This is a genomic window from Candidatus Soleaferrea massiliensis AP7 (assembly GCF_000820765.1).
In the GTDB taxonomy this organism is placed as follows: Bacteria; Bacillota; Clostridia; order Oscillospirales; family Ruminococcaceae; genus Soleaferrea; species Soleaferrea massiliensis.
This window is the reverse complement of sequence record NZ_CCYH01000036.1, coordinates 194,741-203,691: the sequence shown is the minus strand read 5'-3', so window position 1 is coordinate 203,691 and position 8,951 is coordinate 194,741. Positions and strand designations below refer to the sequence as shown.

Genomic DNA, 8,951 nt, shown 5'->3' with positions numbered 1-8,951 from the left:
CTTCGGTACAGTAAGAATGGACGTCATTCCCCCTTTGGAAACCCCCTCTGCCCGTCCGCTTCTCAGCGGGGCAAGGAAGCACAGCGTTCGCTGGGTTCGAACGTCCGTTGCATAGACGGTTAAGTCTGTATATCTGCTCGCCCTGTATTCCGAATCCATTAGCAAAATGGTCTATTCTATGCTGTGTGGTAAAGGTTTCGTTTTGTGCTCTAAGTAAACAGGGTGGTTGCCCGATGTGCCTGTCTAAGAGAGTTGAATCCCTGTAGAATTATCCGTGAGGTGCTTTTTCGAAGATTGCAGGGTATTATCAGTGATCGATGTCAAACCACACAGTCTCATATCAGCCTACGAACCAGCTTAGGTATTGGGGTACTATGAGAGCAACCTGTAACCGGGGAAGCGTCCGCTGCTAGCTATGCCCAACCACCCTGCCAAAAGCAAAACGCCGCCCGCAGGCGGCCGAAGGGGATAGCGGGATATCAGAGAGGATTTTCAAGGGGGCCATCTGGCCCTAAGCGGCACTGTGTATGGCCCCCTTGAACGGCCTTTTCTGGTTACTCTTTTGGCCGCGCAAAAGAGTAACAACCACTTGCCAAGTGGTACTTGGTAAACACGGCAGGGCCGCTGTGCCACAGCGATACAACACCACCCTGTCAAGACATTCCTGAAAAATAAAAAAAGAACACCACATCACAAAGATTGAGCAGAAAAAAAACACCATGCCCAAGCAAAAAAGAAAGAGGGATGCGGCAGACCAAATCTGCCGCATTCCTCTTTCTTTTATTGTTTCATCCGATGTCTGATATTTGCAAGATTGGCAACCACATTGCCAATCACCAACAGCGCGGTGCTCCATAAAAAGATGGCGCAGACCATCCATAAGACTGCCATGGCGTTAAATACCCTCCTACAAATCCCAAAGCGGGATTTCAGATATTGAGTAATCTCTTTAACGTAGGATTGACATTTAACATCTCACATAAACATTGATATTCATTTACCAGTTTATTCTTTTTTGCTTCGTCCATCTTTCCTCTGTTTTTGACAGCGCGGATTAACAGATTTTTAGGGGTGTTTTCCGGATCGATGAACTCGATCAGCTGTACCTGATATCCGCTGATCTTCAGCGCCTGCGCGCGCAGCGCGTCAGTTGAAATCTCACAGAGCTTCTGCTGCAGGATGCCGTAATCGGTGATCAGATGCAGCTCCTCGCTCTGCAGCTGCTGTGCCAGCTCATGATGGCAGCATGGGGAGGACAGGATGATCCCGGTTCCCAGCCGCACCGCCGTGTTCAGCACGATGTCGGTCGCCGTGTCGCAGGCGTGCAGCGAGAGGACCATATCCGGCTTGCTGTCCGGCTCAAATTGCAGGATGTCGCCGCACTGGAAGGTAAGCCCCGCAAGCCCGAGCTTCTCCGCGGTCCGGCTGCAGTGCTCGATGACATCCTCCTTGAGATCTACGCCGACCATCTCAACCTGACGATGCAGAATCTGCGTGAAGTAATGGTGCACCGCAAAGGTCAGGTAGCTTTTGCCGCAGCACAAGTCAAAGATGCGCACCGGCCGGTTTTCCGGCAGACTGTCCTTGACGTCGTCAATCAGCTCTAAAAACCGGTTGATCTGTGCCAGCTTGTGCGCCATCCGGTCATAAACCCGTCCGTCCGTCCCGCTGATGCCTAGCTCCTGTAAGAAGGCGACCGGCTGATTCGGCGGCAGAAAATGACGCTTCTGTTTGTCATGGGAGGATGCCGCCGCGGTTTCCTGTCTCGAAAAATCGATTTGATTTTTGACGTACAGAGAACCCTTCTTATTGCACTTCGCTTCACAGTTACCGGCCGCGGTGACGATGTTGCACTGCTTGAAGAAATCCATAAACAGCGAAATGATCTCCTCGCCTGCGCCGTCCGCCGGCAGGTTTTCATGGATGACCTTGTTGTCCTCCTGAAATTTGGAGAGCTGCACCATCGCGCTGCCGCCCTTCTCGAACGGCCGGATCTGGATGCGGGCGACGCCCGGCAATGCGCTTTTGCTGAGGGTAATTTTCTTGAGCATCCGCTCCTTGATCACGCGGTCGAGGAGCGAGGCGAATTCATGCCGGTTCATCCCTGTGCCTCTGCCGCCTTGATCATGATGGCGCATTCCAGCCGCTTTTTCTCCAGATCGCAGGAGAGCTTGTGCGCGTGCCGGATGTCGCCTTCATAATTCTGATTGTTGGCGTTGCAGCCGCCGCTGCAGTAGAATTTTGCCCAGCATTCCTTACATTCCGGTTTGGTGTAGACGTTGGCCGTCGCGAAGTCCGCCTTGCGCTCCTTGTCGAAGCTGCCGTCTTCCAGATTGCCCATCTTCCATTCTTCCTGGCCGACAAACTGATGACAGGGATAGATATCCCCATCCGGCGTGATCGCGACGTATTCGTTGCCGCAGCCGCAGCCGCGCAGCCGCTTGATCGCGCAGGGGCCCTGGTCGAGGTCCAGCATGAAGTGGAAGAAGTTGAAGTATCTGCCCGCCTTGCGGCAGGCGAGGATGGTCTGGGCCAGCGTCTCGTACTCGTCAAAGATGACCGGCAGGTCGTTTTCGGTGATCGAATAGGGGAGGGCCGGGTCCGACACGACCGGCTCCACCGAAATCTGGTCGAAGCCCGCGTCGTAGAGGTGCAGGACATCCTTGGTGAAGTCGAGGTTGTATTTGGTAAAGGTTCCGCGGACATAGTAGTCCTTCGGCCCCCGTTTTTCTACAAGCTTTTGGAATTTCGGCATGATCACATCGTAGCAGCCGGAGCCGTCTACGCGCGAACGCACCCGGTCGGTGACCTCTTTGCGGCCGTCGATCGACAGCACGACGTTGGACATCTCCTTGTTGATGAAGTCGATCTTGTCGTCGGTCAGCAGCATGCCGTTGGTGGTGATGGTGAAGCGGAACTTCTTGTGATGCTTCTCTTCGAGACTTCTGGCATACTCGACGAGCTGCTTGACCACGCCGAAATTCATCAGCGGTTCGCCGCCGAAGAAGTCCATCTCCAGATTGCGGCGTCCCTGCGAATGCTCAATCAAGAAGTCAATCGCCTTTTTGCCGGTTTCATAGGTCATAAGCCTGCGGCCCTCGCCGAAATCGCCGGTGGAGGCGAAGCAGTATTCACATCTCAGGTTGCAGTCGTGCGCGATGTGCAGGCACATCGCCTTGATCGGGGAGTTCACCATCATACCGGCGAACTGCTCGTAGTCGTCCTCGCTGTAAAGCTGTCCGATGTCATACAGGCCGTAAATCTCATCATACGCTTCGTAGATTTCATCCAAATTATAACGGCCCTTGAACGCGTTGAGGACGCTCTGCGGACATTTTGGCAGGACCGGGGGTTCCACCAGGTCCAGCATGTTGTAGATCAGTTCATCCACCACATGGATGGCGCCGCTGTTCACATCCAGCACGATGTAATAGCCGTTTAAAAAGTACTTATGTATCATTCTCTATAACTCCCATTCAAAGCAAGGTTCCCAGCATACAAAAAGGGCGGAACCTTTACGTGTCCGCCCTTTGAGATGTTGATCCAATATTGCAGGCAAAAACAATGCTTATTTGTTTTCGCATTTCTGATTGGCAACGGTGCAGGATGTTTTGCAGGCCGACTGGCAGGAAGCCTGGCACTCGCCGCAGCCGCCCTTGACAGCGGATTCTTTTAAGTTTGCGTTGTTGATTGTTTTGACATGTTTCATAATAACATTACCTCCCTTACACTCTTCTTTTTTTAGAATTGGCGCCCACCACTCCGCCGATGATGGCCGAGAGCAGGACGATCAAAAGCTTGGTAAAGAACAGCCCCGAAAAGGGTTGGCTGTGGTTTACAATCAGGTTTGTGATGAAAACCATCAGGAACAGGATGCCGCCGCACAACGCGCCCAGCACCGCGCCTTTTCGATGGGTCATTTTGCAGGTGATGTAACCGGCGAGATAGCTGCCCGCCACCAGCGCCACGATGCCGACCGGCAGTGTGGCCATTTCAGGCATATCCTGCAGCGTAAAGATGATAGAGAACGTCAGCAGGATGATCAAATAGATGAGCAGGCCGGAGCCAACACCCACGCAGGTTGCTTTTATGTAGAGATGCCTTTGCCGACTGGCTTTGGTCGATTTTGTCTTTTCTCGCACAATTATCACCTTTTATCCTTGAAATACGCCTGTATTTTATAATAAAAAGATATTGGTGAGATTGCATGAATATGACAAAAAATGAAAGTTTCTTAACAAATCGGTAAGACAGTCTCAAAAAATACCCGGTGTAAAATTTTTGGTCTATTTAACTTCTTTGGTATCCTTGATATCCTTTTCCTCGGCTAAGGAGTTGTTGGCCTGAATCGCCCAACGGGCAATGCGGACCTTGTTGCGGTCGGTTCCAGTTTCGATGACCAGCGTGTCGTCCCGTACCGAGACAACCCGTCCGATCAGGCCGCCGGCTGTGACGATCTCGTCGCCGATCTCGATGTTGCTGCGCATATCCTGCGCTTCCTTCTCACGCTTTTTCTGCGGGCGGATGAACAGGAAATAAAGACCGACAATAACCAGGATCAAAAAGCCCCACTGAATAACCACAGCCATTGTGCTGTTGCCGGCAGCAGCATCCGCGCCGGAAGCAGCCGCATCCAATAAAAACTTGTCCATTGTGTTTGCACCTCCATGTACGATTTCTATCCTTTTGTAACGTCTTCATCATGATCAAATTCCTGGCACGGAAACTGCCGCGCCGTAAACGATACAAATCTTATTATACATGGATTTTTGGCGGGATGCAAGCTGTTTTTGTCAGTTTATATCCGTTTGTCTAAAATATTCTTATATTTTTCCCGGAATTCTGCAAACCGGCCCTCATCCAGCGCTTCCCGGACGCGTTCCATCAGCGTATTGTAGAAATGGAGGTTGTGCTGGACGCACAGCCGCATGCCGAGCATCTCGCCCGCTTTGAACAGATGACGGATGTACGCCTTGGAGTGATGTTTGCAGGCCGGGCAGTCGCAGCTGTCATCGATTGGCGTGTCGTCCAGCTGATACTTCGCGTTGTGGATGTTGATGCGGCCCTTCCAGGTGAACAGGTGCCCGTGGCGCGCATTGCGGCTGGGCATCACGCAGTCGAACAGGTCGATGCCGCGCCACACCGCTTCGATGATGTTGACTGGCGTGCCGACCCCCATCAGATAGCGGGGCTTCTCCTTTGGCATATATGGCTCCACCTCTTCGATGATGCGGTACATCTCGCCGGTCGGTTCGCCCACGGCCAGTCCGCCGATTGCGTAGCCGTCCAAGTCAAGCTGCGCAATCTCCTGCATATGCTTGATGCGCAGGTTCTCAAAGGTACAGCCCTGATTGATGCCGAACAGCAGCTGTTTGGGGTTGATGGTATCAGGCAGAGAATTGAGCCGTTCCATCTCTTCCTTGCAGCGGTAAAGCCAGCGGGTGGTTCGGTCGCAGCTCTTGGTCGCGTAGGCGAGCGTCGCGGGGTTTTCGACGCACTCGTCGAACGCCATCGCGATCGTGGAACCCAGATTCGACTGGATGCGCATGCTTTCCTCCGGTCCCATAAAGATGCGCTTGCCGTCGATATGGGAGGCGAAGTAGACGCCCTCCTCTTTGATCTTGCGAAGCGACGCCAGTGAAAACACCTGGAAGCCGCCGGAATCGGTCAGGATCGGCCGCTGCCAGTTCATGAACTTGTGCAGGCCGCCAAGCTGACGGATCACATCGTCGCCCGGACGGATATGCAGGTGATAGGTGTTGCAAAGCTCAACCTGGCATTTCAGCTCGACCAGGTCGATGGAGGAGATACCTCCCTTGATGGTGGCGCTGGTGCCGACATTCATGAACGCTGGGGTCTGTATGGTTCCGTGAACCGTTTCAAACTGGGCGCGCCTGGCGCGCAGCTCCTGCTTTTTTAATGTAAACATAGATAGAAACACTCCATAGTTTTGAGATGGGAAGATGATGCGGTATGCCCGCATCGGGACAGCCTGGCTTTGAAGGATGGCCGCGTCGTCATTGCAGGGGAGAACGAAAAGGCTGTTATCGTATCCGCCCGCCTGCTAAGGCGATTGATTTTGCAGTGGCATACTGCGCGCAAGTTGAAGGGTCATCATATCTGCTTGCCTGTTAAGGCGGTTGATTTTGCCGTGGCATACTGCGCGCGGTTGAAGAACCATCGTATCCGCATGTCTGTAAAGGCGGTTTGTTCGTATGTTTTTCGGTCTGGATGGAATAACTTCCGTACGACTGCCTGATACCTGGCTGTATTCCATATCAGACAACGGACACAGCCATATTATCTGCCTGCGGGAAGTGGTGGTCACAGGAACTTCTTCTCAAACATCTCCGATGTGATGGGCTGGCCGAAGTAAAAGCCCTGAATCAGCTCCAGGCCGGTGTTTTTGACCGCGTCGTATTCCTCCTGCGTCTCGACGCCCTCCAGGCAGACCTGCTTGCCGACGTTGTGGCACAGTTCTGTGATAGCCCGGATAAAGGTCGCGTTGAACAGGTCGGAGGTGACGCCCTTCACAAAGCCGCGGTCGATCTTGACAGTGTCTACCGGCGTATTTTTCAGGGAGAACAGCGAGGAATAGCCCACGCCGAAATCGTCCATCGCGATGCGGATGCCCAGCTTTCTCAGATCGTCCAAGATGCCGTGGATCGCCTCATCTTCCTTGATCAGGTGGGTTTCGGTGAGCTCCAGCGTGATGTTGGAGGGCCGCAGCCTGAAATCGCTGAGGGTCTGCTGCACATAGCTGACGATGTCCGGTTCGAGCAGCTGCAGGTATGACAGGTTGATGCTCATGTGGAAATCGGCGCGCATTTTGCACCACTCCCGGCACTGCGCCATCGCGTGGTAGAGGATCCAGTTCCCCATCTGGATAATCAGGCCGCTCTGTTCGAGCAGCGGGATGAATTCCGCGGGGGAGATGTCCCCGTATTTGCCGCAGTGCCAGCGGGCGAGAGCCTCGGCTCCATAGAGCACCTTAGTCCTGGAATCCACCTGCGGCTGATATCGGATGGAAAAGCCCGCAAATCCCCGTTCGATGCTTTCACGCAACAGCTGCGTCAATTCCAGACGCCTCTCCTTCTTTTCCAGAATCTCTGCGGAAAAGACGGTCATCCGGTTTTTGCCCAAATGTTTGGACTGTTCCAGGGAATAGTTCGCGTATTTCAAAAGGTCCTGGTAGTTGTCGGCGTCCTGCGGATAGGATGCGTAGCCGCCCGAAATGGTGCAGTAGTACTTGCAGCCGCTGTGCTCCTGCTGCTTGCGGAAGGTGTGCTGGATGCGGCTGAAGATGCTGGAACAGGTGTTCATATCGCTGTTCAGCAGGATGATGCCGAACTCATCGCCGTCCATCCGGTAGATCTTTGCGTTGGCCGGCAGCATTGCCGAAATCTTCTGGGCGGTCAGGCGCAGCACCTCGTCGCCGAATGACCGGTTGTACAGGTCGTTGATGTTTTTGAAGGTGTCCATATCCAAAACCAGAATGCCCATGCTTTTGGTGGAGGCGCGGTCAACCATGTATTTCTTGACCGCCCCTTCGAATTCGAACCTGTTGTATAAGCCGGTCATATGGTCGACCTGATTGTTCTTGCCGAGGTTGGTGATGCTGCCGGCAAACAGTCCCGGTTCCCCGTTCTCGTCACGGATCATCTTACCACGGCAGCGCAGCCAGATCCATTCGCCCTTGACGTTTTTCGCCCGGTATTCGATGTTGTGGTAATCGGTGCGTCCGTCGGCAATCTCCTGATTGCTTTCGAGAAACCCTTTTTCGTCGTGCGGATGGATCAGCTTTCCCCAAAAGGCGGCCGCGTTTTCCACAACCTCCCCAGGCAGGCCGAATTCGTCCACCATAGCGGGCGGATAGCGGAACACGCCGGTGTGCATGTTCCCAACGAACATATAGTCGTCCGTACTGACCGACAGCGCATCGTACAGATGCTCCTTGTCGTAGTCGAAATCCCGGACTTCACCCGTCTGACCGGCCGACTGGGCCAAGGCCAGCTTGGCGCGCATGATGTGGTAGTTGCGTTTCTGAACGTACATCTGCTCGTCAACCCGCGAGATGATGTCGGAAACCGCGTACTGGTCGCCCGGATAGACCTCCAAAAGCCCGTAGCTGAAGGACATGTTGTAGAAAAGGCCGGACTGCTCCTGTTCGGCTTTCAGCTGTTTTAAAATCCGCTGCATGTGTTTCTCCGCGTCCGCCAGATCGGCGTCATGGAATGCCAGCACGAATTCGTCCCCGCTCAGGCGGAACGCCATATCGCGCGGCCCCAGGTTCTCCCTGACGACCGTGGCGATATACCGCAGCAGATGGTCTCCCTCGGCATGGCCGTACTTGTCGTTGACCTGTTTGAGTTCGTTGACGTCGTACAATGCGACGGTCAAAATGGCCTGTTCCCGCCTGGCCTGCTCGATGGCTTCGCCCAGCATTTCTTTTCCTGTACGGCGGCTGAGCATGCCGGTCAGCTCATCCACGGCGGCGTTTTCGGTGAGCTGGATATATTCGGTGACGTCGACGGAATCCTGAATGTGATACATCCGTCCGTTCCATTCGACGAGATTGTCATAATTTTTAAAATTCTGTCCTGTTGCGGTGTTGGTTTCTGTCCACACACAGCTTTTCCGTTTGTCATTCTGCCGGAGTTCGTCAATTTTGCAGAAACTGCACCGTTTTGCCATACCCTTCTGCAGGACCTTCCAGCAGATACAGCCTTCCGGATGCTCCAGATGGAAGGTTTTTTCATCGCGTCGTTCATATAGACGATTTCATCGGTTTCTACATCGGTGATGTAAACGTTTGTGTTCATGCTGTCCAGCACCGATTTGAAAAATGTGCCGTCCAAAAAGGATTCCTGATCGGCAGCCATAAAAGCACCTCTTTCCCCTGACATATAACATCAGCCCAATTGTGTGAAAAGGCCCATTCGGGCTTCGTA

The 8,951-nt window shown here is 53.5% G+C and carries 8 protein-coding genes; all 8 read right to left on the bottom strand.

Annotated features, from left to right (window positions below):
- Positions 1–929: 929 nt before the first annotated feature.
- The 8 genes from BN348_RS09355 to BN348_RS14380 all read right to left on the bottom strand — a co-directional run bounded on the left by BN348_RS09355 (position 930) and on the right by BN348_RS14380 (position 8,882).
- Positions 930–2,102 carry a class I SAM-dependent methyltransferase gene (locus BN348_RS09355; protein WP_040197639.1) on the bottom strand — a complete coding sequence of 391 codons (1,173 nt, stop codon included), beginning with the start codon at positions 2,100–2,102 and terminating at the stop codon, positions 930–932.
- Complete coding sequence (scfB, locus tag BN348_RS09350; RefSeq protein ID WP_040197638.1) at positions 2,099–3,460, bottom strand: thioether cross-link-forming SCIFF peptide maturase; 1,362 nt, start codon at positions 3,458–3,460, stop codon at positions 2,099–2,101. The genes BN348_RS09355 and scfB overlap by 4 nt, the downstream gene beginning before the upstream one ends.
- A gap of 108 nt (positions 3,461–3,568) precedes the next feature.
- A complete protein-coding gene (gene scfA / locus BN348_RS13635; RefSeq protein WP_082020904.1) occupies positions 3,569–3,709 on the bottom strand; it encodes a six-cysteine ranthipeptide SCIFF in 141 nt (46 codons plus the stop codon).
- Between the two features lie 16 nt (positions 3,710–3,725).
- Positions 3,726–4,142, bottom strand: a complete 417-nt coding sequence (locus BN348_RS13260; protein WP_052446856.1) for a TIGR04086 family membrane protein — start codon at positions 4,140–4,142, stop codon at positions 3,726–3,728.
- Between the two features lie 144 nt (positions 4,143–4,286).
- Positions 4,287–4,652 (bottom strand): preprotein translocase subunit YajC, encoded by a 366-nt coding sequence (gene yajC, locus BN348_RS09340; protein WP_040197637.1) that lies wholly within the window; start codon positions 4,650–4,652, stop codon positions 4,287–4,289.
- A gap of 146 nt (positions 4,653–4,798) precedes the next feature.
- Complete coding sequence (tgt, locus tag BN348_RS09335; RefSeq protein ID WP_040197636.1) at positions 4,799–5,929, bottom strand: tRNA guanosine(34) transglycosylase Tgt; 1,131 nt, start codon at positions 5,927–5,929, stop codon at positions 4,799–4,801.
- A 395-nt stretch (positions 5,930–6,324) separates the two neighbouring features.
- Positions 6,325–8,553 (bottom strand): bifunctional diguanylate cyclase/phosphodiesterase, encoded by a 2,229-nt coding sequence (locus BN348_RS09330; protein WP_338140322.1) that lies wholly within the window; start codon positions 8,551–8,553, stop codon positions 6,325–6,327.
- On the bottom strand, positions 8,478–8,882 hold the full coding sequence (locus BN348_RS14380) for a hypothetical protein (RefSeq protein WP_338140321.1): 405 nt from the start codon (positions 8,880–8,882) through the stop codon (positions 8,478–8,480). Before BN348_RS14380 ends, BN348_RS09330 begins: the two co-directional genes overlap by 76 nt.
- Between the last annotated feature and the right edge of the window lie 69 nt (positions 8,883–8,951).